This is a genomic window from Agrobacterium sp. SORGH_AS 787 (genome assembly GCF_030819035.1).
In the GTDB taxonomy this organism is placed as follows: Bacteria; Pseudomonadota; Alphaproteobacteria; order Rhizobiales; family Rhizobiaceae; genus Agrobacterium; species Agrobacterium larrymoorei_B.
The window spans coordinates 226,894-250,062 of record NZ_JAUTBG010000003.1 but is presented as its reverse complement, the minus strand read 5'-3'; the positions used below and the strand labels follow the sequence as shown (position 1 = coordinate 250,062).

At 57.1% G+C, this 23,169-nt stretch carries 23 protein-coding genes and 2 pseudogenes; 11 read left to right on the top strand and 14 right to left on the bottom strand.

Annotated features, from left to right (window positions below):
• Window positions 1-95: 95 nt before the first annotated feature.
• The 3 genes from QE435_RS24690 to QE435_RS24680 all read right to left on the bottom strand — a co-directional run bounded on the left by QE435_RS24690 (window position 96) and on the right by QE435_RS24680 (window position 2,956).
• Window positions 96-1,064 (bottom strand): serine hydrolase, encoded by a 969-nt coding sequence (locus QE435_RS24690; protein WP_349043143.1) that lies wholly within the window; start codon window positions 1,062-1,064, stop codon window positions 96-98.
• Between the two features lie 199 nt (window positions 1,065-1,263).
• Complete coding sequence (locus tag QE435_RS24685; protein WP_349043142.1) at window positions 1,264-2,112, bottom strand: tannase/feruloyl esterase family alpha/beta hydrolase; 849 nt, start codon at window positions 2,110-2,112, stop codon at window positions 1,264-1,266.
• On the bottom strand, window positions 2,090-2,956 hold the full coding sequence (locus QE435_RS24680; RefSeq protein WP_349043141.1) for a tannase/feruloyl esterase family alpha/beta hydrolase: 867 nt from the start codon (window positions 2,954-2,956) through the stop codon (window positions 2,090-2,092). Before QE435_RS24680 ends, QE435_RS24685 begins: the two co-directional genes overlap by 23 nt.
• A 553-nt stretch (window positions 2,957-3,509) precedes the next feature.
• On the opposite strand from QE435_RS24680, the gene QE435_RS24675 reads away from it, so the two are divergent.
• Entirely contained in the window at window positions 3,510-3,818 is a 309-nt protein-coding gene (locus QE435_RS24675; protein ID WP_349043140.1) for a type II toxin-antitoxin system RelB/DinJ family antitoxin, read from the top strand.
• Window positions 3,815-4,108, top strand: a complete 294-nt coding sequence (locus tag QE435_RS24670) for a type II toxin-antitoxin system RelE/ParE family toxin (RefSeq protein WP_349043139.1) — start codon at window positions 3,815-3,817, stop codon at window positions 4,106-4,108. Before QE435_RS24675 ends, QE435_RS24670 begins: the two co-directional genes overlap by 4 nt.
• On the opposite strand, the pseudogene QE435_RS24665 reads toward QE435_RS24670, so the two are convergent.
• A pseudogene (locus tag QE435_RS24665) lies at window positions 4,024-4,369 on the bottom strand (leucine zipper domain-containing protein). The gene QE435_RS24670 and the pseudogene QE435_RS24665 overlap by 85 nt on opposite strands.
• A 261-nt stretch (window positions 4,370-4,630) precedes the next feature.
• On the bottom strand, window positions 4,631-5,677 hold the full coding sequence (locus QE435_RS24660; RefSeq protein WP_349043138.1) for a substrate-binding domain-containing protein: 1,047 nt from the start codon (window positions 5,675-5,677) through the stop codon (window positions 4,631-4,633).
• Between the two features lie 171 nt (window positions 5,678-5,848).
• Here QE435_RS24660 and QE435_RS24655 point away from each other — a divergent pair, with 171 nt between their 5' ends.
• The 4 genes from QE435_RS24655 to QE435_RS24640 all read left to right on the top strand — a co-directional run bounded on the left by QE435_RS24655 (window position 5,849) and on the right by QE435_RS24640 (window position 9,695).
• Window positions 5,849-6,985, top strand: coding sequence for an aryl-sulfate sulfotransferase (locus QE435_RS24655; RefSeq protein WP_349043137.1), 1,137 nt, complete (start codon window positions 5,849-5,851; stop codon window positions 6,983-6,985).
• A gap of 31 nt (window positions 6,986-7,016) precedes the next feature.
• A complete protein-coding gene (locus QE435_RS24650; protein ID WP_349043136.1) occupies window positions 7,017-7,835 on the top strand; it encodes an ABC transporter permease in 819 nt (272 codons plus the stop codon).
• 23 nt (window positions 7,836-7,858) lie between these two features.
• The gene (locus QE435_RS24645; RefSeq protein WP_349043135.1) at window positions 7,859-8,647 is read left to right on the top strand and encodes an ABC transporter ATP-binding protein; all 789 of its coding nucleotides are present in this window, start codon (window positions 7,859-7,861) and stop codon (window positions 8,645-8,647) included.
• Window positions 8,648-8,717: 70 nt separating this feature from the next.
• Entirely contained in the window at window positions 8,718-9,695 is a 978-nt protein-coding gene (locus tag QE435_RS24640) for an ABC transporter substrate-binding protein (protein ID WP_349043134.1), read from the top strand.
• Between the two features lie 597 nt (window positions 9,696-10,292).
• Here the strand turns inward: QE435_RS24640 and QE435_RS24635 are convergent.
• The 5 genes from QE435_RS24635 to QE435_RS24615 form a co-directional block, all read right to left on the bottom strand.
• The gene (locus tag QE435_RS24635; protein ID WP_349043133.1) at window positions 10,293-10,652 is read right to left on the bottom strand and encodes a hypothetical protein; all 360 of its coding nucleotides are present in this window, start codon (window positions 10,650-10,652) and stop codon (window positions 10,293-10,295) included.
• An 18-nt stretch (window positions 10,653-10,670) separates the two neighbouring features.
• Window positions 10,671-10,925 carry a metalloregulator ArsR/SmtB family transcription factor gene (locus QE435_RS24630; protein ID WP_349043211.1) on the bottom strand — a complete coding sequence of 85 codons (255 nt, stop codon included), beginning with the start codon at window positions 10,923-10,925 and terminating at the stop codon, window positions 10,671-10,673.
• A 322-nt stretch (window positions 10,926-11,247) separates the two neighbouring features.
• Complete coding sequence (locus QE435_RS24625; protein WP_349043210.1) at window positions 11,248-12,006, bottom strand: isocitrate lyase/phosphoenolpyruvate mutase family protein; 759 nt, start codon at window positions 12,004-12,006, stop codon at window positions 11,248-11,250.
• On the bottom strand, window positions 12,006-13,079 hold the full coding sequence (locus QE435_RS24620; RefSeq protein WP_349043132.1) for a trifunctional transcriptional activator/DNA repair protein Ada/methylated-DNA--[protein]-cysteine S-methyltransferase: 1,074 nt from the start codon (window positions 13,077-13,079) through the stop codon (window positions 12,006-12,008). Before QE435_RS24620 ends, QE435_RS24625 begins: the two co-directional genes overlap by 1 nt.
• A gap of 447 nt (window positions 13,080-13,526) precedes the next feature.
• On the bottom strand, window positions 13,527-15,593 hold the full coding sequence (locus tag QE435_RS24615; RefSeq protein WP_349043131.1) for an ATP-dependent helicase: 2,067 nt from the start codon (window positions 15,591-15,593) through the stop codon (window positions 13,527-13,529).
• Window positions 15,594-15,823: 230 nt separating this feature from the next.
• On the opposite strand from QE435_RS24615, the gene ligD reads away from it, so the two are divergent.
• Window positions 15,824-18,496, top strand: coding sequence for a DNA ligase D (gene ligD, locus QE435_RS24610; protein WP_349043130.1), 2,673 nt, complete (start codon window positions 15,824-15,826; stop codon window positions 18,494-18,496).
• 7 nt (window positions 18,497-18,503) lie between these two features.
• Here ligD and QE435_RS24605 read toward each other — a convergent pair whose 3' ends face one another.
• Both QE435_RS24605 and QE435_RS24600 read right to left on the bottom strand, forming a co-directional pair.
• The gene (locus QE435_RS24605; protein ID WP_349043129.1) at window positions 18,504-19,313 is read right to left on the bottom strand and encodes a Ku protein; all 810 of its coding nucleotides are present in this window, start codon (window positions 19,311-19,313) and stop codon (window positions 18,504-18,506) included.
• A gap of 12 nt (window positions 19,314-19,325) precedes the next feature.
• Window positions 19,326-20,222 (bottom strand): Ku protein, encoded by an 897-nt coding sequence (locus QE435_RS24600; protein WP_349043128.1) that lies wholly within the window; start codon window positions 20,220-20,222, stop codon window positions 19,326-19,328.
• A 203-nt stretch (window positions 20,223-20,425) separates the two neighbouring features.
• Here QE435_RS24600 and QE435_RS24595 point away from each other — a divergent pair, with 203 nt between their 5' ends.
• From QE435_RS24595 to QE435_RS24585, 3 genes are read left to right on the top strand one after another with little or no spacing between them, the layout of a single operon-like run.
• Window positions 20,426-20,602, top strand: a complete 177-nt coding sequence (locus tag QE435_RS24595; RefSeq protein ID WP_111851005.1) for a hypothetical protein — start codon at window positions 20,426-20,428, stop codon at window positions 20,600-20,602.
• A gap of 8 nt (window positions 20,603-20,610) precedes the next feature.
• Entirely contained in the window at window positions 20,611-21,411 is an 801-nt protein-coding gene (xth, locus tag QE435_RS24590) for an exodeoxyribonuclease III (RefSeq protein ID WP_349043127.1), read from the top strand.
• A complete protein-coding gene (locus tag QE435_RS24585) occupies window positions 21,408-21,632 on the top strand; it encodes a hypothetical protein (protein WP_349043126.1) in 225 nt (74 codons plus the stop codon). Before xth ends, QE435_RS24585 begins: the two co-directional genes overlap by 4 nt.
• A 48-nt stretch (window positions 21,633-21,680) precedes the next feature.
• Here the strand turns inward: QE435_RS24585 and QE435_RS24580 are convergent.
• Both QE435_RS24580 and QE435_RS24575 read right to left on the bottom strand, forming a co-directional pair.
• A pseudogene (locus QE435_RS24580) lies at window positions 21,681-22,238 on the bottom strand (SDR family oxidoreductase); the annotation flags it as partial.
• Window positions 22,239-22,392: 154 nt separating this feature from the next.
• On the bottom strand, window positions 22,393-22,587 hold the full coding sequence (locus QE435_RS24575; RefSeq protein WP_349043125.1) for a hypothetical protein: 195 nt from the start codon (window positions 22,585-22,587) through the stop codon (window positions 22,393-22,395).
• Window positions 22,588-22,629: 42 nt separating this feature from the next.
• On the opposite strand from QE435_RS24575, the gene QE435_RS24570 reads away from it, so the two are divergent.
• A complete protein-coding gene (locus QE435_RS24570) occupies window positions 22,630-23,166 on the top strand; it encodes a dienelactone hydrolase family protein (RefSeq protein WP_349043124.1) in 537 nt (178 codons plus the stop codon).
• Window positions 23,167-23,169: the final 3 nt, after the last annotated feature.

The following is a 23,169-nucleotide window of genomic DNA, read 5'->3' as shown; positions in this document are numbered from 1 at the left end:
TGTCCGTTTTCGCGACACTCTCCGGTGATCATAATTGCACGCGTTCTGCATGTCTAACCAGCACCTGGAGGAGAACTCCAAGTGCCGGATACTCGTCAGGTTCTCGCATCTACGACTGCTTCTGCAATTTTCAGAAAATTACCGACTGAAACCTTTGTCGGTTCGTAGGTGGTCTTTCCCTGATTTCTGGCGATAGCAAACTCATCGGTTACCGCACGGCGATGGACCACGACCGTGTCGATGGCCGGAAGGCACAGAACAAATTGTCCGAAATTACCATTCATCAAGAACGCTCCTTTGAACGAAGGATTGTTGGATGTGGGTATCCACCACAGGTAGCCATATCCTAGACCTTCCTTGCTCTTTGTCTGCTCCGGCGTGAACCGCATTTCGGTGCTCTCGGCAATCCAGCTTTCAGGCACGATAGTTCTACCTCCCCACTTTCCCCCTTGCAGCATCAGCTGGCCAAGGCGGGCCATGTCACGTGCTGACAGGAAGAGATGATAGGCGAGATAGCGCGACTGATTTTCGTAACCCATCATCCGCTGACGGTTGATGTCGAAATCTTCGAAACCCAACGGGTCCGCCAAATCCTCTTTCAGCGCCTCGAACACGGTTTTTCCCGTCCGCTTCTCAAAAATGGCGCCAAGGACGTTGAAATCCCAGTTGTTGTAAAGGAAAACCGAGCCGGGTTTCGTCTTGCCGCGTTCCGGTGTGTTTTCGTTACCGCCTGGGCTACCTGCTGCATGATAAACACCAGAACTCGATGTCAGCAGATCCTTGACCTTGGCTGTCTTTTCCAGCGGCAGAAGCCCGTCGTTGTCATCAATGGCAATCTCGCCGATCGTCATATCGAGATCGATTTTTCCTTCCGCGATATACCGTCCGAACAGCATCGACATTATGCTCTTTCGAGCTGAGGCAAGGTAACTCACATCCGACAGATTGCCGTAGCGATAAACGACCTCTCCGCCCTGTGCTATCATCATAGACGTTGTGGCCATTGGGTAAAGCTTTGCTTCCATCTCCCGCAATTTCGCCAAAGACCAGCCTGCGACTTCCACATCGCCCGCGGTTTTCCATGGCTTCCCGGTCGCGACGCAAGGTGTCGTATCTGCCGCGGATACGGTTTTTCCGACAAGGCTGACAGCGGCAAATGTCGATGCTGCGGATGCTGCGAGAACGGCGCGTCTTGATAGAGTGGGACCTGCTGTCATTCTGTTCCTCGTAAAATTTTAATTACTGTGTTGGCCGTCGTTAGGGTCAATCATTAGCGCAGCTGAAGCTTGAAGCGATTGCTACGTCGCCATCGCCTTTATATTTTGGCCAGCTTGGATATTCGCACAGTGGTCTACTACGGCCCTTAGTCGATGATTTCGTCGCGTCAACGACGACCGGATTGGATGGGGGCACACCGTGTTCGACCCAATTATCGAGCGCAGCGAGGTTATCCCAGGTCGGTGAGAAACGACCGCCGCCATGCGCCAGACCGGGTACGAGGTAGAAGCGCATGAAGCTCTTGACCTTGTCCTCACCCATCTTTGCGACGATGGATTCGAACAGCTTGGCATTACCCAAGGGGCTGACGCTCGGATCGTCATTGCCCTGAAGCCAAATGATCTTTCCACCCCGATCGCTGAAGGCAGACCAGTCCGTCCTCGTCGCACCGATCACATTGGACAGCTCAACGATCCGGTTTTTGACTTTTCCTGGCTCGCGTATGTCGAAGGAAAGCAGATCGAAGGGTTGATTGCGCTGCACGAAATTCTGCAGGAATTCGAAGGATCGGCTTGAGTGATGAGCGTTTGGTCCAGAGACTGGCGGCGTTCGCATCTGCGGCTCCGATCCAAGCTGCATCATTATGCCCTCCAAGCTGTTATAGCCCGGGTAGGTGTCGATTCCGTTCGCCAATTGGTAAGGCAGTGAATACCCTTCATGGTAAATTTTGAGAGTTTGCTCGATCTGTGCTTTCGTCAAACAATTTTCGGGGTTTCCGGTCACGTCGGCGTCGCAAGCCAGGCTTTGGACCAACGCCGCGGATTGCACACGGCATTGCTGCATGTTGCTTACAAGGCCATCTTCGACGCCATCAAGGCCGTCGCAAGATTTCAACGCCCTCTCTGGAAATTCGCTCCACGAGCTTCGGCGTAATCCAGCCTGCGGATTTGTCGTCGTAAACGGCCCTCGCTAGACCGGCTCCCCAGAGCCGGAGTCCCACAAAGTTCGCCGTCGGGTAATTCGTCAAAATGCCGTCGTAGGATTCCGGCCAGCGCGAGGCTGCCGTCAATCCTTCTCGACCACCGGTGGATCCACCTTGAAAATAGACACGGGTAATTGGCTTCTCGTATCGCTCAGCAACGAGAACCTTCGCCACATCGAGCACCTTCTTGATATGCATATAGCCGTAATTCAGCATCGCCTCATCGTTCTTGGCGAAAGAGGCATCATCTGCATTCGGAGCCTGATGGCCGGAATCGCTACCGAAGGTGACATAGCCCTCCGCTAGCGGTGTTGGCACGACATCTAGTCCTAAAGTCGTTTTGTCCGTAGTGGGCGGAATGCTGCCGTTGTAGCCACCACCACCATATTGCAGCAGCTTACCGTTCCATGCGCTCGGCAGATTGACCTGCCAGAAGATGTCCGGGGCATTCGGATCGACAGGCTTTATTTGTCCGATGACCTTACAGTATTCGCCGTTTTGATTGGCTGGATCAGATCCGCCGACCAGGGTTGCGGATTGTATCTTCGTGCCTGTTGTTGGCAGGCTTATTCTTGACGCGGGGATGGGTAATGCGGCGATCGCCGAACACAGGCCAGCCGCATCCTGTGGCGCGGCGAAAGCAGATGTTACTGGCACACAGGCAAGCAAGATCGTCATCACAGTACGTGATGTTGCTACGAATACAGATGTCATGGTTTCCTCCAAGCCGTCAGCTACTTGATTTGCCGACAGCACTCCTCTTTCTCAGACTTAACTGAAATAGATCTCGTGTGTGAAATGCAAATAATCGGCCTATTATTGCGTTTTGCGCATCAAGGTCACAGCTACCCATGACGCAATTAACCTCCAAATTTTAAGGGCGCGACCAATGTCAAATTGCAAAACGAGTCGCAGCTTCCGCATGGGTGATCGGTGGCTGCAACCCGGCGAGCTGGGAGCTCGGTCATACGGTCCTGCACTCGTTCGACCTCCAAACTGACCTTATCGGTCCGGCTGATCGCGGGGCGTGTTCAGGCTCGCTTTCGGGTGAGACGATAAGTTGAATATGGAGGCGGTGAACAGGATCTGCGATCGACGAAGGTCCATCATCCCACGAGACATGTTCGCGCCGTGCCTGCTTAGTGATAGAGTGAAGGTTGAAGAGCCAGAATTGTTCAGTTATTTGCGGCGAAATGCCAGTCTACGTTCAAATTGGTTCAAGTGCGAAGTGCTTCGAGCGAAATCACGACTCCACTCTGGGAATTGTCATGCAAATGCATTACTATCTCCTAAAACGTTGGAGATAGTTATGGCCGCGAACGCTCTTGTACAAACACGTATTGATTCCGAAATCCGGGACCGTGCTTCCGCTGTGCTTGAAAGCATGGGCCTCACGGTATCTGATGCGGTTCGTATCATGCTCACCCGGACTGCTAACGAGGGCGCCCTGCCTCTTGAGCTTCTCTCTGGCAGTGGAGCACATGATGCTTGGTTTCGGACCAAGGTACTAGAAGCATTGAACGATACTAAACCGGATTTATCGGATGACGAGGTCGAAGCGCACTTTGCCACACGTCGAGCGGCGGCCCGCCTTAAAGCTGGTTTGCCAAAAACTTGAAACTGGCTTGGTCTGCGTTTGCTTTGTCGGATCGCGACGATATTTTCACATACATCGACGCAGATAATCCTGCAGCAGCCATATTGATCGATGAACGAATAGTGGCCGCCGCTCGTCGCTTGCTCGATTTTCCTGTCAGTAGGCGCGTAGGTAGAATTGCCGGGACACGCGAACTCGTCATCAATGGTACGCCTTACGTCGTCGCCTATTTGATTACCCAGACAACAGTTCGAATTCTCCGCGTACTCCATGGCGCGCAGGAATTGCCAGAACAGCTGCCGCTAAGCTGAGGATTGCAGGGGGCGACGGTTCGATTCCCATCATGCCGCTTCTCCTTTTTGAGGCGCACGATTATTGCCTCGACAGGATAGGGAAGTTGGTTGGCGAAGCGCACCTGACGCCGCGATCTGTCCGTCAGAGCTTCAAGCCCGTCGTCTTTGTAGCGATTGAATATCTTGTAGCCCGTCTTGCGTTATATGCCGAAATCCCGGCGCACCTTACTCATTCCTTCGCCCTCCAGCAGACGGGCGGCAAAGCGTAACGTATTCCATAACCTAAGTCTCTCTCCACGGCATCAACACCTCCCACAAAGCGAAAAAGTGTTACCCATGTCTCCGTTACAAGACGTCACCTATCTCTCAGGTCGGACGCCCCCCAAACGGATCCGCGAGCGGACGGCGCTCGGTCACGCTTGCATCTAAAGCAAAGAACTGAGAGGGGAGATTTTGAATTGAACATGCGCAACTCGTAACAGAGGTCAACGATGGCCGCTCGTACGACGATCATGGGAGCATGCGGCAAGCGGCCTGTGTTCAGACCGCTTGGACGGTGTGCCGGACCAATGGCCGCGAGGATTCCCGCAACACGATTTCCGGCTCGGGACCCGCGATCGAAAGCGGGGCGACCTGTCCTTCCATGGTTTGCATGAGCCGGTCGAGCGCCAGGCGTGCGATCTCGTCAAGATGGAGATTGAAGGCGGTGAGGCGTGGCGTGCTTTCACGCGCGCGCAGGCCGTCGTAGCGGGTTGCAACTTGGATCCTGTCCGGCATGGCGATGCCGCGTTCACTGAGCGCCCGCACGGTCCCGGTTGCGAACGTATCAATCAGCACGAATATCGCATCGACGCCCGGCCGGCTGTTCAGGATACGCGACGTTGCCTGATAGCCAGCCTCTTCACCTTCTCCCTCGTCGAGGTAGGAGACGATTGGCTCGAAGCCGGCTTGAATTGCCATGTGGCGATAGGCGGTCTCGGACTCGTGGAAGGCGGCTCTGTTGGTCTTGCCGAGAAACAAGGCGGGGCTTTTCGCGCCTGTCTCGAGAAAATGCCGGATGACCTTCTCCGTCACCACCTTGGGCTGAAGGTCGACATAAGGAACCTTGTTGGAGAAGCCCGGGCCAGGTCGGCCTATCGCTACCGTAGGCACGCCGCGCCGCATCAGTTCCGCGATATGGGGATCGTCGATCGATGGTTCGATGACGATGGCGCCGTCTGCCTCAAGATGGTCGAAGCCTGGATCGTTGACGGGAACCGGCGGCACTAGCACCAGGGAGAGCCGCCTTTCGAGGGCGGCAACGGCGGCGGATGCAGCAATCTCCATCATGAAGCCAAGCCGCGATGGACCAGCCGATATCGAAAACGGCATGGACGAGAAGACTGCGATGGCGTTGGCTTTGCCGGTGCGCAGACGTCTTGCCTTCAGGTTCGGGACATAGCCGAGATCCGCGATTGCGAGGTCGATCCGCTTTTTCGTTTCCGTGTCGACATAACGGGCGCTGTTGATCGCGTTGGAAACGGTCGCAGGGGATACGCCCGCCCGCTTGGCGACCTCGATCAACGTGACCTTTGACTGTTTCGACATGCCATCGTTCCGATCTTCACAGGTGTTTCGCCTTAAAAATAAGCAGATAAATAAATGATTTCCAGATGTGCAATTTTGCAAATCCGCCTCTTGACTCAGATGATAGTAAAACGTTTTACTGTGAAAAGTAAGAGCGTAATAATCCAGTAAAACGTTTTAATGGAGATTGAGATGTTAAACGTGAAGTCCTCGGACGTGACGTCCGATGTCGATCAAGTCACGCTCCGCCGTCGCAGAACCGCGTTGACGCTCTTGGACCCCACCCGCACTGCCGGGGGTTATACGCTATTTGCACCACAGACAGCGGAGGGACGCGTCTATCTCATCGACATCGAGGGTAGGTTGGCGCATGAATGGCAGATGCCGGTGCGTGCCGGCAGGGATGCCGTGATCCTGAAGAACGGCAATCTCGGCTATAACGGCAGCCACAACACCTCGCTTAGCCTTTATCCGGCCTGGAACCTCTGGCACGGCGGCGACTTCTACGAGGCGACACCCGACGGTGAGATCGTCTGGCGGCACGAGGATCCCCGCCATCACCATGATTGCCAATGGCTCGAAAACGGCAATCTCCTCTATACCGCCGCCGAACCCATGCCGAAGTCCGTTTCGGCGCGCATCATCGGCGGCGACGAAAGCAAGGATGGCGCAGACGGCGTCGTTCAGAGCGATGTGGTGTCCGAGGTCAATCGCAACGGCGAGACCGTGTGGGAATGGCGCGCCTGGGAACATCTGCGTCCGGAAGATTTCCCGGTCCACGATATCTTTGACCGCCGTCACTGGCCGATGATCAACGGTATCAGCCAGACTCGTGACGGTCTGGTGTTGATGAGCCTGCGCGTGACGTCCGGCGTCATTGCCGTCGACAAGGCGACCGGCAATGTGGTCTGGCATGTCGGTTCGAACGTCTTGGCCCAACAGCACACGCCGGTGGAAACGCCCGACGGCAACATTCTCGTCTTCGACAACGGCAATGTTCGCAAGGGGGTCACGTCGCCCCATTCCCGCGCGCTGGAATTCGCACCGAAGACGGGCAAAATCGTCTGGCAATATACCGACCCGTGCCCGCCGTCATTCTTCTCCCCCTACATGGGCAGCGCGCAGCGGCTGGAAAACGGCAATACGTTCATTTGTGAATCGGCTTTCGGACGTCTCTTTGAAGTGACGCCTGGCGGCGACACGGTCTGGGAATACGTTGTTCCTTATTTCGCGCCATACCCGGCAGTCGTGGGGCCATACATCACCGGCGAACATAACAGCCTGTTCAGGGCGCATCGTTACCCGGCCGAGCGGATCGGATGGCTCTGAGATGTCTGCTTCAGCCTTGGGAGTATCGACCATGACCGATGCGAGTGAAGAAAAAGAGGTTGCGCCGCGGTTTCAAGGTCTCGGCGAAACCATGAGAGATCTGGCCGGCGGGCTGATCAGCCCCGTCGTATCCCTGGCGATCGTTCTTGCGATCTGGAGCCTGGTCGCGGTGATGCAACTCGTTCCCGAGTCGATCTTTCCGGCACCCTGGACGGTGGCCGAAGCCTTTGGCGAAATGGTCTCCAACGGTGTCTTCTATTCTGACCTTTCCGTCTCGATAAGCCGGGCGGCCATCGGCTTCGTGATCGGTGCATCGCTCGGTGTCACGGTCGGCGTTCTGACAGGCCGGGTGGCGGCGATCCGCCTCCTGCTCAATCCGTTCATGACGATCCTGCGTCCCATTCCGGCAATCGCGTTGGTGCCGATGGCGATCGTCTGGTTCGGGATCGGGGAGGGATCGAAGTATTTCGTGATTTCCTACACCGTCTTCCTTGCCGTCTGGTTCAATACGCATCACGGGATGGAATATATCCCCGAAATCTATCTTCGCGCCTCGCGCTCGCTGGGCGCCAGCCGCGTGCGGGAATTCTTCGCCGTCGTCATTCCGGCCGCGGCTCCGCACATCTTTGCCGGTATCAGGTTGGGTGTCGCGCTCGCTTTCTTGAGCCTCGTTGCCGCCGAGCTCTCCGGCGCGTCGTCCGGCATCGGCTACCGCCTTCAGGAGTCGCGCCAGTATATCCGCACCGACCGCATGTTCGCACTGTTGATTGAACTTGGTGTGCTGGGCGCCCTCGTCGACACGATCGTGCATCGCGTCGGCAAGCGGCTGGTGCATTGGGAACAAAATTGACAAGAACCGAAAGGATGAAGTCCATGACATCCGGCAATTTGATGGCGACAGGCGAGGGCCGTGTTGAGATAGACCATGTGTCCATACGCTTCACCTCCCGCAAGGGCGATTATCTGGCACTCAGTGAAACTGCGCTGACGCTCGAACCTGGTACGTTTACCGCGCTGATCGGGCCTTCTGGCTGCGGAAAATCGACACTGCTCAATGCGCTTGCAGGCTTCGTTGAGCCGACCGGCGGCCAGATCCGCATCGACCGCGAGCCGATTGCGGGTCCGAGTTCGAAGGTCGGCGTCGTCTTCCAGCAATATGCGCTGTTTCCCTGGTTCACCGCGCTCGGCAACGTGAAGTTTGCGCTCCAGCGCTTCAAGCTGCCGAAAAAGGAACTCGAGGCGCGCGCAATGGCGGCACTGGCCGAAGTCGGCCTCGATACCCAGGCCGACAAGTATCCCGGGCAGCTTTCCGGTGGCATGAAACAACGTGTCGGTATTGCCCGCACGCTCGCCTACGAGCCGAAGGTGCTGCTGATGGACGAGCCCTTCGGAGCGCTTGATGCGCAAACCCGCCGCGTCATGCACGATTTACTTTTGCGGGTCTGGGAGAAGCACCGGGCAACCGTTCTTTTTGTGACGCATGACGTCGACGAAGCCCTGCTGCTCGCCGACCGCGTGCATGTCATGTCGCGCGCGCCGGGCAGCATCATTCGCAGCTACGACCTCACGTCTCCACGCCCGCGCGCCATTTCGCGTGAAGATCCGACTCTGCTCGATACGCGCGAGGAAATCCCTCGCACTGCTCAAACCCGGTCCAACTAATGATCAGGCGAACGCCGCCTGATCATTAGCCTTGTGCCAACGCATTCAACCTGTTCAGGAGATCCAGACAATGAATTTCAGATTTGCAAGCTTTGCCGGCGCGCTGACGCTGGCCGTCCTGTCCTTCACCGCGTCGGCAATGGCGGGTGAGACCGTGAACTTCGCCTGGTCTCCGAACCCGCAGACCCCCCAGGTGGATGTTGCCATCGCCAAGGGCTATTTCAAGGACGCCGGCATCGATGTGAATATCGTGTCTTTCCCCTCCGGCCGCGAAGGCTTTGAGGCGCTGATCGGCGGACAGGTGGATTTCGCCTTCATGGCCGAATTCCCGGCCGTGACCGGGGCGCTGACCGGACAGAAATTCGGCGTCGTCGCCGATCTTGCCCGCTACACCGGTTCGCGGATCATCGCCTCCTCAAAGTATAGCGAACTGAAATCGCCCGCCGATCTCAAGGGCCTGAAGATCGGTACAACGCTCGGCACCAATGTCGATTACTACCTCAGCGAGGTCCTGAAGGACGCGGGCGTCAGTGCCGAGGTGATCAACGCCTCGCCCGTCGATCTCGTGCCGTCGCTGGTCAAGGGCGACATCCAGGCCGCGGTTTTTTTCCCCACCTTCTACGGTCAGGCAAAGAAGGCGCTCGGCGACGACTATCGCGAATTGCGCGCGCCGGGCTATCAGGTCCATTACATCGTCGCTGCCTCTCAAAATGCAATCGATAGCAAGCCGGAAATGGTTAAGGCTTTTCTTGGTGCACTCGCCAAGGCGGATGCCGACGTAAAGGCCGATCCCAAAGGGGCCATGGAGGCGGTTGCTGCCAATATGAAGGGTGCGATGACCGTCGATGGCCTGCAGGCGATGTGGAAGGATGTCGATCTGGGAATGACGCTTGACAATGATCTCCTGTCGCTTCTTGTCTCCGAAGGAAATTGGATCGTGTCCAAAGGCGTGATAAAGGCCAAGGCTCCGGCGCCGGAAACAATGCGCCCTTATCTGGTCGATGCTCCTCTGAAGGCGGTTTCGCCCGCCGCCGTCAAGCTGCCTTGACAAATCAATCGGATGGGCGGCAAGCGCAGGACGTCCCTGCCGCGGCGCGGAGTGTCGCAGCTCCAGCTGGCTTTAGTGTTGCTCTCAGAAAGTTCGGACGCCTCAAGAGGACGGTGGAGCACGCTCTGTCGCATCGACAGACAAACGGTCTGCCGCGTCGATCTCAATCGACGAACGAGATAAAGCAACCTCGATCGCTCTGTCGAACGCCGGCCCGTTACCGGTTCACCGCACTCTCTGAATAGCGAGGATGATCTCACCAATGCCAATCAGGACCTTCGCTTTGGCGACAGCCGCTTTTACGAAAGGATGGAGATCATGCGTTTCGTTGAACCATTGGAGGCAGGTCGACATCTCACGCTCTCAGCGATCTGCCGGCGGCGCGACATAGTGAACTTTCTCGTATCCGAATGCGCCTGACACGATTTCCATAGGACCGCCTGAGTCGTCGCGCCCAATGGCTTCGTTGGCCGGATTGCGTAGATTTCTCTCTCGAGATAAGTCAACAGCTTGGCAAGGTCATGCTGGTGAGTGAGCGGAAGAGCCCTTACGATGGTATCGAGCTGCTCGACACCATCGCCCTGCCTCGCGTTTCGTTCACGCCGTCACGATTTCAAGTGGGCCGTGGTCATCGCAATGATCACCATGCTGGTGGTGCAGGCGGCCATCGACAAGATAATCAATGTGATCGCCATGCGGGACTGCCTCATGTCCGCACCCCGGTCCGTGGACGTGGTCAGCTGCATGCCCCGTGTGACCTTCGAGAGGATGGCAGCCCTCCGGATTGGTTGGTGTCACTTCAATAACATGTTCGTCGATATGGTCCCCATGCGGATGATGAAGATGTCCGTCGTGAAGGTAGTCCACGTGATCTCCATGCTTGACAGCGATATGGCCGCAGCCAGCACCGTGCTTATGGTCGTGATGGTCATGGTGGGGCAGGTTGCAATTGCTCATGGAAATATCCTTTTTACTTTAATGATGTTCGCAGGCATGGTCGATAGCGTTGTCGATCAGTGCCAAGACATGGTAGTCGGCTATGGAGTAAAGGGCGCTCTGGCCGTCCTTTCTTCTCTTGACCAAACGAGCAGTGAGTAAAACCTTCAGGCGCGCGGAAACTGTCCCTATCTTCTCGCTCTCAATGCCAGAGAGTTCCCCAACACTGCGTTCCTGATCGGCGAGCAATATTAGCGTCCTCAGTCTGAGTGGATCAGACAGGGCTTTGAACATTACCGCTGCTGACTCCAACTGTTCAGTTGTGATCACAATTTAATCCAATATTCTATTGCTCTATGGAATAGAGGATTTATCTCATCCCTTGTCAACTTGACTTTTTGCGAAGCTTTCCGTTTTGCACAAATTCGCGTACGAAACGGACCAAAGCGCGCGTCACCGCTGCCCAACCAGCTCTCCTATGAAGCAGGACAACCTACCACCCTTTGAACTCTGGGCGGATCGATGCTTTGACCGCTCCATATCCTATGGCAGTCGAACGGCCCCTGAACATTCAACAGGTCAAAGGTGTACGCTAATGCCTGTGCATCCTTCTTGATTACAGAAGCGCTTTCATTTGTTCTTCGACGGTAGACATGAGAGCGATATATGGTGCCGGTCCCAAGCTGATGCGGGCGACGCCTAACTCCGCAAACTTCCGGACCTCTAGAGCGCTCGTCGTCATGATGTTAACAGGCAGTGTTGCAGCTCCACAGACTTGGCGGATCAACACGGTATCTGTCACTCCAGGAACAAAAAAGCCGTCTGCACCAGCGGATGCATAAGCATTCTCTCGGAGAATAGCCTCCTCGCCCAAATCAGCCTGCGCTACTGCCCGATCGGCCTTTAAAAAGACGTCGGTCCGGGCATTAATGAACGCTGGAAAACCTAAGGAGTCAGCAGCTCGACGAGCGGCACGTATCCGAGAGACCTGATCTTCAACACTATAAAGACCCGGGCCATCTACGATCTGGTCCTCAAAATTAAAGCCGACAACGCCGAGCTCCAGCAATCTGCGAACGTTCTGCCCAACCGTTTCAGGATCGGCAGCGTACCCACCCTCAAAATCGACGGTAACTGGTAACTCGACCGATCTTGCAATCTTCGCAACGGTTGCCAACATTTCATCGAGAGGAAGCTGCTCGCCATCCTCATAACCGTGAGCCGCAGCGACGGACCAACTGCTGGTCGCCACGGCTTTTGAACCAGCGCTTTCCACGGCCTTGGCGCTGCCAGCATCCCAGATGTTATAGAGGAAGAGTGGGTTGTAAGGCACGTGAAAGCTTCGGAATTGTCGAGCCTTTTCGATCTGGGATATCATTCAGGGGTTTCCGTATTTTTTGTTTTGAGTTGTCGTTCGATTTCTATCAGCCGCTGTTTGCGCCATAGGCCACCGCCGTATCCGGTCAGGGAGCCATCTGCCCCGATGACTCTGTGACAAGGAATCATAAGAGCGATTTGATTGGCACCATTGGCACGGGCCACCGCCCGAGTTGCCGTCGGATGGCCGATCTGGCGAGCAATTTCAGAGTAGCTTCTCGTTTCACCAGCGGGGATCTCGCGCAAAGCATCCCAAACTTGCTGAGTAAATGCGCTTGCAGGCGCCGAAAGTGGCGTCAAAAACCTGTCAGAACGAGCCGCGAAGTACTCAGTGAGTTCTGCGGCAGCTTGCTCTGAAGGAGGCATCCTGCCGATACCGATACCCTCTCTGGAGGTCTTCTGTAGCTTCTTAAGCTCTGCTGGAAGGCCTTTTCGATCCAAGAATTCCAGAAGATGAAGATGGCTTCGGCTGCTGACCGCGATCATGTCGCCGAGCGGCGTCGGTATCCATGTTGCGCGCAGCAACTTATCGGATCGCAAATCAGAGGGAGATTGGCCGAGAAGGCGAGCAAAAGCGGCGCGAAACGCGCTGGCGGATTCAAAGCTGGCCTCATGCTGGGCCGTAACCACTTTCCCGCCGACAGCCAACGTCTCGAATCCTTCTCGGAGCCGCCGTTGACGCGCCATTTCGAGGAATGTCATTCCGAACTGCCTTTTGAAGCTTCGCCGCACCGTTGAGGGGTCGTAACCAAGCTTGATCACATGGTCTTCAGACCAACGGAGATCAGGCCGCGAGTCCAGAGCACTTAGAAGTGCTGCAATTGTAGGATCTGCAAGCGCAGCCGCCTGAAGAGGATGGCAGCGCTTACAGGGGCGAAAGCCGGCCTCAACGCATTGTCTAATCGTCGGATAAAATGCGCAGTTCTCGCGCTTTGGCTTTCGTGCGGGGCACGTCAGGCGGCAAAAAACACCTGTAGATGAAACACACACGAAGACCTGCCCGTCGAAACTTTCATTCCGTGCAAGGAGAGCGGCATAGAGTGTATCGGTATCTGGGAGATCGAATAGCATACGGAATTCTTAGACCCGCTTGAGGCGATATGCCGCCGGATTTCGGGCGTCTATTCTTTTTTCCGATGGGCTCAGTTTCCGCAACTCCGCCGCTCCAGAAGTTCAACCCATCAAACGATGCCTCGCAACGCGGCGACCTCTCCGTTGATGTTGAAGCCTTATTGCACGAAGTCTTTTGGATCGGTTTGAGCGGTGGGTACGGTGGCGACGGGACGCCGCCATCCGTTGGTTCAGACTATCGGAAAACTAGCCAGCGAGGTCTCTCCGGAGGTTTCAGCTAGCCATGGGCTGCGGGTTCGATCCCGTTCAAGAGCGAGCAACCACAAGTTCGGCTGCGTGCATTGCCATTACAGCCGCGAACAACTGTTGACTCTATTTATCATGCGGGCGGGAGTGCGCGCCGGCGGTGGCATTGCGGTTAAGTTGCCCAGTTTAGACATCTGTCACTCACTTCCACATGCTGCGCATTCGTGCGCCAACATCGATCCTTATCTGCCGAGCGCTTCGCTCTGACGCTACGGCAGAAACCTTCGGCCAGGCCATCTGCTCGAAGTATTGCAGCAACGTCGACGGGATGAAGCGGGATCGTGAAGCGTAAACATGCCGGTCACCTTGCGAGTTCTGGCCGTGAGTGAAAAACCGCTGCGGCGTGATGAGCGACAAACTGTCCTTTGCCCGCGTCATCCCGACGTAGAGGAGACGCCGTTCCTCTTCGATCTCCTGTGTCGTGCCAGTCCCCAGGTCCGATGGAATACATCCATCGACAACATTTAGCATAAAAACAGCGCGCCATTCCTGTCCCTTCGCCGAGTGGATGGTCGACAGGATGAGGTAGTCCTCGTCAAGCAATGGAACGCCGGCCTGATCGCTTGTGGCGTCCGGCGGATCGAGCGTCAGCTCCGTTAGAAACCGTTCTCTAGAAGGATAGCCGCTGGCAATCTGCTCGAGTTGAAGAAGGTCGGCCTTGCGGGTATCTGCGTCATCATGGATGCGGTCGAGATGCGGCTCGTACCACAGGCGTGCGCGCTCGATATCCGAAGGCCAGCCATCCTGTGTTTTCCGAAGACCTGCCAGCAGTTTGACGAAGGATGTCCAGTCCTCGCCGGTCTTGTGTGGTGGTGGAATTTCGGCGAGTGCCAGGAGCGGCTCTGGGTCGGGCGCGATGGTGTCGAGGATGGTCCCGGCCTTCTTGGGGCCGATACCTGGAAGCATCTGCAGGAGACGGAAACCCGCGACCCTGTCACGCGGGTTCTGTGCGAAACGCAGAACGGCCAGCATGTCCTTCACGTGGGCGCTGTCAAGAAACTTCAGGCCACCGAACTTGACAAAGGGGATGTTGCGGCGGGTGAGTTCGACTTCGAGCGCACCGCTGTGGCTGGAAGTTCGGAACAAGACCGCCTGTTGTTTCAGCGTCATTCCAGTCTCACGATTGGCCAACACCTGCTCGACAATGAAATTCGCCTGTTCGGTCTCGTCTTTGACGGTGACGAGTTTTGGTCGCTCCAACGATTCCCGTTCGGTCCAAAGGTTCTTGGTGAAACGCTCGCGTGCTAGTTCGATCACGCCGTTGGCTGCTGCGAGAATGGGTTGCGTCGAACGGTAGTTGCGGTCGAGTGTAATGATGTCTGCCGCTGGACTGAAGGACGCCGGGAAGTCGAGAATATTGCGGACCGTGGCCGCCCGGAACGAGTAGATCGATTGAGCGTCGTCTCCAACAACCGTAAGACCGCGTCCGCCTGGCTTCAACGCCATCAGAACCGACGCCTGCAGCTTGTTGGTGTCCTGATATTCATCCACCATCACATGGTCGAAGCGATTGCCGATATCGTCCGCAAGCTCGGGGTCGCTGACCATCTGGGCCCAGTAGAGCAGGAGGTCATCATAATCGAGCACGTTCTGGGCCTGCTTGGCCTCCACGTAAGCTCCAAATAATTCCTTCAACTGCTCGTCCCAAGTGGCGACCCATGGATAATGTTGGCGCAGGATTTCGCTGAGCGGCGTCTCGGAATTCACCGCACGTGAATATATTGCAAGACAGGTACCCTTTGTCGGAAAACGGCTGTCGGTCTTTGAGAAGCCCAGTTCGTGCCGAACGAGGTTCATAAGGTCGGCACTGTCTTCCCGGTCGTGAATGGTAAAGTCGAGGTTGAGACCGATCTGTTCGGCATACATCCGCAGCAGCCTCGCACCGATACCGTGGAACGTGCCGGACCAGGCAAGCGCGTCTGTCAGGACGGCGGCATTGGCGCCCAGGACGTTGCGGCAAATGCGCTCGACGCGTCTGGCCATTTCCGAGGCGGCTCTTCTGGAAAACGTCATAAGGAGAATGCGGCGAGGGTCGGCACCGTTGACGATGAGATGGGCGACGCGATGCGCCAACGTGTTCGTCTTTCCCGAACCCGCACCCGCGATGATGAGAAGCGGACCTGCGGAATTGCCTTCAGGCAGGCCGACGCCGTGTTCGACTGCCTTGCGCTGCTGCTCGTTCAACTTTTCCAGGTAGGCGACCGACATGAGCTCACTTCATTCTGACAACGAGAGATAACCCCTCGAACAAATGCGGAACATACAGCTAGCTTGCGAAGTTGGGAAGAACGTTTTTCCATCGCTAATAATCAACTTGCGCCGACGCCGGGATCAGAAACCAACGGCAATCCAAATCGTTTGGGTCTTCGAGAGCAGTGTTCTCCGTCTTGAACGCTGAGTGAAGTTACGCCGTCGTTGCTGAGTATGGAGTTGATGCGTTGACTGACAATCTGAGTAAGTACCGATCGAAACGCGATTTCAAGCAGACGCGTGAGCCGAGTGGAGAGATCGAGGTCAAGGCGTCCAACCGACGTCGATTCGTCATCCAGAAGCATGATGCGACCCGGCTTCATTACGACCTTCGCATCGAGCTCGATGGAGTCTTCAAATCCTGGGCGGTGACGAAGGGACCTTCTCTTGATCCGGGCGATAAGCGGCTTGCCGTCGAGGTCGAGGATCACCCTCTGGACTACGGCGACTTCGAAGGGACGATCCCGAAGGGTCAGTACGGCGGCGGCACGGTGATGCTGTGGGACCGGGGCTACTGGGAGCCGGAGGGCAACAAGACGCCGGAGCAGGCGCTGGCGAAAGGCGATTTTAAATTTACATTTGAAGGTGAACGGCTCCGTGGAAGCTTCGTGCTAGTGCGGATGCGCAACGACCGCGACGGCGGCAAGCGCACGAACTGGCTGCTGATCAAGCACCGCGACGATCACGCCGTCGACGAGAATGGCGCAGCCATACTGGAAGACAATCAGACCTCCGTCGCTTCCGGCCGAACCATGGAGGCAATCGCCTCTGGCAAGGGGAAGAAGCCAAAGCCTTTCATGACGAAGGGCGATACGGTCAAGGCGGACGCGGTGTGGGACAGCAACGAAGGTCTCGCCGCCGAGGAGCGCAAGGCTGGCACGAAAAAAGCGTCTAAGGCAACGACGGCTCGAACAAAAGCAGCCAAGTCTTCACCTGCCAAATCGGTGATGCCAAGCTTTATCGCACCGCAACTCTGCGAGAGCCTGACTCGTCCGCCGGCTGGCAAGGGCTGGATTCATGAGATCAAGTTTGACGGCTATCGCGTCCAGATGCGCGTCGTCGATGGCGAGGTCACGCTGAAGACCCGCAACGGACTGGATTGGACGTCGAAGTGGTCGGCTATTGCAGAGGCGGCGTCAGCGCTTCCGGATTGCATCATCGATGGCGAGATCTGTGCCCTCGATGAGCAGGGAGCGCCGGACTTTGCGGCCCTGCAGGCGGCATTGTCAGAAGGGACGACGGACGACCTCGTATACTTTGCATTCGACCTGCTGTTCGAGGGCGACGAGGATTTGAGGGAGCTTCCGTTGACGGAGCGCAAGTCCCGTCTGGAATCTTTGATGTCCGACGCTGGCGAAGATCCTCGCCTCCGGTTCGTGGAGCATTTCGAGACAGGTGGCGACGCCGTCCTGAAGTCGGCCTGCAAGCTGTCACTGGAGGGTATAGTGTCCAAGCAGGCGGACGCTCCCTATGTGTCCGGCCGGACGAAGACATGGGCGAAATCCAAATGCCGTGCCGGCCATGAAGTCGTCATCGGCGGCTACGCCAAGACCAACGGGAAATTCCGCTCACTGCTTGTGGGCGTCTTCAGCGGCAAGCACTTCGTCTACGTTGGACGCGTCGGAACGGGCTACGGCGCCAAGACGGTCCAGCAACTTCTGCCGAAGCTTCAGAAGATGGAAACATCGAAATCTCCTTTCACAGGGATCGGAGCGCCGAAGAAGACGGAGGATATCGCTTGGCTTAAGCCCCAGTTAGTCGCCGAGATCGAGTTCGCCGGATGGACCGCGGATGGCCAGGTTCGACAGGGTGCGTTCAAGGGCTTGCGCGAAGACAAGCCCGCCGCAGAGGTGGAAGCCGAGGAGCCTGCAGCACCAGCGGACGCGGATGTCCCTGACCCTGAGACGGAAAAGCCCCCATCCAGACGATCTCGGAAGGGCGCAAAGGAAGAGGTCATGGGCGTCATGATCTCGAGCCCTGACAAGGCGCTCTGGCCGGACGCGGGTGACAAAAAGCCGGTGACCAAGGTTGACCTCGCGCGCTACCATGAAGCTGTCGGCGAGTGGATGATCGATCATTTAAAAGGTCGCCCATGCTCGATCCTTCGTTGTCCTGATGGCATCGGTGGGGAACAGTTCTTCCAGCGCCACGCCATGTCCGGAACATCCAATCTTCTGGAGCTAGTGACGGTCTTTGGTGACAAGAAGCCTTACCTCCAGATCGATCGGGTCGAAGGTCTTGCCGCCATCGCTCAGATCGGCGGCATCGAACTTCACCCCTGGAACTGCATGCCCGATCAGCCGGAAGTTCCAGGTAGGTTGGTATTCGACCTCGATCCCGGCCCGAATGTCGAGTTTTCGGCCGTGGTTGACGCTGCGCGCGAGATACGCGATCGGCTAGAAGAACTGGGTCTTGTCAGCTTCTGCAAAACGACCGGCGGCAAGGGACTGCACGTCGTGACGCCGCTTGCCACATCCAGGGGTAAGAGGCTGAGCTGGGACGAGGCTAAAGGCTTTGCGCATGACGTCTGTCAGGATATGGCGCGGGATAATCCGGATCTCTACCTCATCAAGATGGCGAAGAACCAACGAGAAGGGCGGATATTCCTCGACTACTTGCGCAATGACCGCATGGCGACGGCGGTCGCGCCGCTGTCTCCACGAGCACGTGCTGGTGCGACGGTGTCGATGCCTTTGAATTGGACACAGGTGAGGGCTGACCTCGATCCAACGCGCTTTACCGTCAGGACAGTGCCGGGTCTCCTGAAGAACAGCACGGCTTGGGCGGACTACAACGAGGGCCACCGCTCGCTGCAGCAAGCTATCAAGCGGCTGAACAAAGCCCGCAAGGCGTCCGCCTGACGGCTCCCTATTTTGCCCGTGTTTCTGCGGCGACGGACTTCTTCAGAGCGTCCATGATGTTGATGACATTGCTTGGCTTCGAAGGCAATGCGGGATTTTTCGCCTTGCTTCGGGCCGGCTTCTTCCGCTGTTTCTTTTTCGCCTTGATGATGTCGAGCAGACGGTCCTGCACGGGATCGACGACCATCTTCGCATCCCAGGGCTTCGTCTGCTTTTTGATCAGCTTTTGGATAAGCGGCATCATGTCCGCGTCCGGTTTTTCATCCGCGATGCTGCCGAAGTAGTTGTCTTCGTCACGAACCTCGTCACCATAGCGTAGCGTCCACAGGACAATGCCCTTGCCGCGCGGTTCCAACATGACGGCGCGTTCCCGGCGCGAGATCACGAGTCGCGAAATTCCGACCATGTCCTGCGACGCCATGGCATCTCGGATCACGGCAAAGGCCTCCTGAGCAACTTTTTCGCTCGGAGACAGATAGTAGGGGGTATCGAGCCATATCCACTCGATCGTGTCTCGTGGCGTGAAGGTTGAAATGTCAATCGTCCGGGTGCTGTCCAGAGCGACGTTTTCCAGCTCGTCATCTTCTAGAATGATGTAGTCATTTTCGCCGCGCGGGTAGCCCTTGACCTCGTTTTCCTCCTTCACATCCTTGCCCGTGACAGAGTCCACGTAGTGACTGACCACGCGGTTCTGGGTGGCACGGTTCAGAGTGTGAAAGCGAACCTTCTCGCTCTCCGACGTCGCCGGCATCATCTGAACCGCGCAGTTGACGAGAGAGAGCTTCAAATGACCTTTCCAATAAGGACGAACAGCCATGACGATCTCCTCTTAACCTGCGCGACGGGTCGGTGCTGCGGGAGCCTTCGCCTTGCCGGCGGCCTTCTTTGTTCTTGCAGTGTTTGTGCCAGCATTGGCGTTGGCGGCGGTTCGGCTGGATTTGGTCTTCCTAGCGCCTAGTCCCGCGCTCTCGCGTAGCGCCTGCAGCAGATCGACGGCCTTCGCCGCAGGAGCAGCCTTCTTCTTCGGAAGCGAACGTCCTTCGATCTTGGCTTTGACGAGCTCCGTCACAGCTTCCTCGTACCGGTCGTCGAAGGCGCTGGCGTCGAAGCTGCCCTTCTTCTTCTCGATGATGAGTTCGGCGATCTCCAGCAGTTCCGGATCGCTCTTGACGTCCGGTTGATCCTCGAACGCTTCCTGCGATGATCGGACCTCGTAATCGAAGTTGAGAGTAGAGGCGATGAGGCCCTTGCCATGAGGACGAATGAGCACCGTGCGCAGGCGGCGAAACAGCACCGTACGGGCGATCGCTGCGACCTTGGCCTTCTTCATGCCATCGCGAAGCAGGACGTACGCTTCCGTGCCCATCTTGTCCGGCGTCAGATAGTAGGGCTTGTCGAAGTAGACGGTGTCGATCTCGGAGCATGGAATGAAGGATTCGATCGCCAGAGTCTTGTCGCTATCCGGGACGGCGGCTGCGACTTCCTCGGGTTCGAGGACGATGTAGTGACCGTTCTCCGTCTCGTAGCCCTTCACCTGATCGCCCTTCTCGACGGGCTCTCCGGTCTCGCCATCGATGAACTCTCGCCTGACCCGATTTCCCGTCGCCCTGTTGAGGGTGTTGAAGGCGATGCGCTCCGAGGCTGACGCCGCGGTATAGAGCGCGACGGGGCACGACACCTCTCCGAATTTGATGAAGCCCTTCCAGTTTGCTCTCGGGGAACCCATGGCACGCGTACTCCTGACACAACCGACGCGATTCAAACCGAATCGCCGCGCGAATCGTTCCGGGCAAAATGAATCGTTTTTCAATGACTTAGCGGGCCGTGCCCGCTCGTTATGCGAGTCTCTCCTATGGTGCTGATTCGAATGCATCTTTCAGGCTCGCAGCGCGTTTGCCTTTGCAACCTGTTCAAAAAAGGAGGTCTGTGATGACCAAGCGCGAACTGATCGATACCGGCACCGACAAGCGTTATGTCCGCCGCGACGAAGACGGGAAGTTCAAGGAGAGCGTTGACGTCTCCCGCTCGCTCTCGGCCGACGCACGCCATGACGCAAAGCACGATACGAAATCGGGCGAGGGCGACAAGGGCGACCGCAAACGCTGACCGCCTAGGTGAAGATCGCCACCTTCAACGTCAATGGCATCAACGGCCGCCTAGACGTCCTCCTTCGTTGGCTTGATGAGGCGAGACCTGACGTCGTCTGCCTTCAAGAACTTAAAGCGCCCTCCAACAAGTTTCCTCGCAAGGAGTTGGAGCGCGCTGGCTACGGCGCAGTGTGGCAAGGACAGAAATCGTGGAACGGCGTTGCCATTCTCGCGCGAGGTCAGGAGCCGCTTGAGACAAGACGAGGACTTCCCGGCGATCAGGATGACAGCCAAAGCCGCTACATTGAGGCCGTCATCGACGGGATTGTCTTCTGCTGCCTCTACTTGCCAAACGGCAACCCGGTTCCTGGGCCGAAGTTTCAGTACAAGCTGGATTGGTTTCGGCGGCTGCATTCCTACTCGGCCGAACTGTTAGAGCTCGGTGTCCCAGTCGCGCTCGTGGGCGATTTCAACGTCATGCCAACCGACCTCGACGTCTACAAACCGGCGCGCTGGATCGACGACGCACTGTTTCGTCCGGAGGTGAAGAAAGCATATGCCGATCTAGTGGACCAAGGCTGGACGGATGCACTGCGGCACCTCCATCCAGACGACCGCATCTATACTTTCTGGGCATACTTCCGAAATGCATTCGCACGCGACGCCGGCCTCCGGATCGACCACTTTTTGCTCAGCCAGGATCTCGCCGACAAACTCGTGAGAGCCCAGGTCGACGTGCATGTTCGGGGCTGGGACCACGCCAGTGACCACGCGCCGGTTTGGATAGAACTGATTGAGATGACAGCAAAACAAAGGAGAGAGAAATGATCGACGATTGGAAGCGCGAGGTCCGCGCCAAGCTGGAGGAGTTGGTTGATGGCCTCGTCGTAAATGGCGTCAGTTACGAGGACGCCTGCAGTATGATCGTCGTCGAGGTCAACGCCCTCATGGTGGCCCATGAGCATGACCCGGATCCCGCTGACGATGAAGCCATTGATGAGCCGGCCAATGACTGGTCGGCGGCGGAAGAGGGAAGACCTGTCGAATAGAACGCACCGCGGCCCCTTAGGGAAATTTGATGAGGGGCCGCGCGAAGTTTACTGGGGCGGCTGACCATTGGATGCCGACATGCCGCCATCCACAGGCAGGTTGACACCTGTGACGAAGCGGGCATCGTCGCTTGCAAGAAATGCGATCACCGCCGCGACGTCCTCCGGTTCTCCCGGTCCCTGAAGTGCGAACCGTTCGTTGAACTTCGCAATCAGCTTGTCGTCGTCCATCATCTCCTCGGTCATGCCTGTATGTGTCAGGCTTGGGCACACCGCATTGACCCTAACTCCGTCTTTTCCGTAGTCCATAGCCATAGCCCGCGTGAGATTGGTGACAGCACCCTTGGCGGCGTTGTAGGCGGCCATGCCCCAGTCGCCGCCTATGCCGGACACCGAGCTGACGTTGACGATCGAGCCGTGCGACGTCTTCAGATGCGGGATCGCTGCACGGCTGGCGTAGAAGACGCCATCCACATCCGTTGCCATCACTCTACGCCAGTCGTCTGTCGTCAGGGTGCCGACGTCGCCTTCAGCGACGACACCCGCATTGTTGACGAGAACGTCCAAGCGTCCGAACTTCTCGACGGTGCGAGAAATCAGCTCCTTTACCTCGTCCTCAGGGGCTTGGCCGTTTCGAGGGACACCGTGACCATAACGAGAATGTCAGTGCCGGTCTGGCAGCGAAGCGGAACGAACATTCGGAATGCAGGTTGATTGGATGCAACAGGAAAGCCCCATGACGTCGTCACATCTCGCGACCCTAGTCTCTCTTTTCATCATCCTTGTCGGCGCGACCTACCTCGTCGCGAATCCGGATCGAGTGTTGGCCGCGAACAGAGGAATCAAACTCGTGTCCCAGGCGGTCGACCCTGCTGGGAAGCCTTTGCAAATTGTGCAGGCGGAACGCACCCAGAAACAAACCGCCTCTCAAAAAGGAGTGGTTCGCGCCGATCATCTGGTGATCCTGTTCCACGGGATCCGAGGACGAGGGTCCGTTATGCAGGCGGTGGGAAATTCCTGGCAGGCGACGCTTCCGGACACGGCATTCGTCGCTCCGGACGCGCCGTTTCCACATAGGTCAGGCGGTCGTCAGTGGTTCGCCGTCGATGACCAGACCATGCGTCCTGAGCGGATCGACGCAGCGCGTCGAGCGTTCGACGGCGTGGTCTCCGAGATCATCGAACACGAAGGGTTCGAAAACGCGCTCGACAGGGTGGCCTTCGTCGGGGTATCGCAAGGCGCGATCATGGCGCTGGATGCGGTTGCTTCGGGCCGCTGGAAGGTCGGATCGCTCGTCACTTTCGCAGGACTGTTGCCGTTGCCGCCGACTTCGTCTTCTGTCGAAACGAAAGTCTTTATGATGCATGGTTCTGCTGACAGGACCATACCAGCCGCTGCGACGACGACTGCGGCGAACCAACTCAAAGCGGCGGGGTTTGCCGTGACGTCAAAAATCTATCCTGGCGTCGGTCACACGATCTCTTCGGAAGAAGCCCGAGATGCCGCGATCTTTCTTCGCGACCGTTTCGAATAGGCG